Source organism: Pseudomonas sp. MF09156 (genome assembly GCF_059862305.1).
The window spans coordinates 1-1231 of sequence record NZ_JCBCUR010000048.1 but is presented as its reverse complement, the minus strand read 5'-3'; the positions used below and the strand labels follow the sequence as shown (position 1 = coordinate 1231).

Genomic DNA, 1231 nt, shown 5'->3' with positions numbered 1-1231 from the left:
TGAATCGCCCCTAGTTTCGTAGACACCTCCAAGCCTTAAAATGAGGCCCATTAGGAGGTGCCATGAGCAACCAGCGTTATCCCGAAGAATTCAAAATCCAGGCGGTCAAGCAAGTGACCGAAAAGCAGCTTCCTGTCTCGGAGGTGGCTGCACGATTGGGTGTGTCTGTGCACAGCCTCTATGCCTGGGTTAAGCGCTACACCAAGCCCCAGGAACAGCGCGTTGAGGAGGATGATCAGAGCGCTGAGGTTCGTCGTCTACGTGCCGAGCTGAAACGGGTGACGGAGGAGCGAGACATCTTAAAAAAGGCCGCCGCGTACTTTGCCAAGGAGTGCGGCTGAAGTACGCCTTTATTAAGCAGCAAGCGGGTCATTACGCGATTCGACGGCTTTGCCTGACGCTCAAGGTTCATCCCAGCGGCTACTACGCGTGGCTGTCAGAACCAAAATCTGCGCGAGCCAAGGACGATCAGCGACTGCTTGGATTGATCAAACACTCCTGGCTGGAAAGCGGTGGCGTTTATGGCTATCGAAAGATCCATGATGACCTGCGAGAGGTTGGTGAGAGCTGTGGCCGTCACCGGGTGGCTAGGTTGATGCGCCTTGAAGGTTTACGTTCTCAGACTGGGTATCGACGGAGGCCTGGAAAATACGGTGGTAAGCCAGCCGTTGCCTCACCGAACTTACTGAAGCGCCAATTCGATGTCAGAGAACCCAACAAAGTTTGGGTCACAGACATTACCTACATCCGAACATATGAAGGCTGGCTGTATTTGGCCGTGGTGCTCGATCTGTTTTCACGCCAGATCATTGGTTGGTCAATGAAGTCGCAGATGACCAGCGACGTAGCCATTGATGCACTGCTGATGGCGGTTTGGAGACGTAAGCCGAAGCAAGAGGTGATGATCCACTCGGATCAAGGCAGTCAGTACAGCAGCTCAGACTGGCGAAGCTTCTTGAAAGCTAACAACCTGGTAGCCAGCATGAGTCGTCGAGGTAATTGCCACGACAACGCTGTGGCGGAGAGCTTTTTCCAGTTGCTGAAGCGGGAACGGATCAAGCGTAAAATCTACACTACACGCCAGGATGCTCGAGATGATGTGTTCGATTACATCGAGATGTTTTACAACCCAAAACGACGCCACAGTTTCAACAATCAGCTGTCACCGGTAGAGTTTGAAAAGCGTTACGCAGCGAGCCTTGAGAGTGTCTAGAAAACCCGGGGCGATTCA

At 52.9% G+C, this 1231-nt stretch carries 1 protein-coding gene; it reads left to right on the top strand.

Features of this window, described 5'->3' with window-relative positions:
• The first annotated feature begins 62 nt into the window (after positions 1–62).
• A protein-coding gene (locus AC19YY_RS30965) for an IS3 family transposase (RefSeq protein WP_104502081.1) occupies positions 63–1213 on the top strand; the annotation gives its coding sequence in 2 pieces (ribosomal slippage) (positions 63–297 and positions 297–1213; 1152 coding nt in all).
• Positions 1214–1231: the final 18 nt, after the last annotated feature.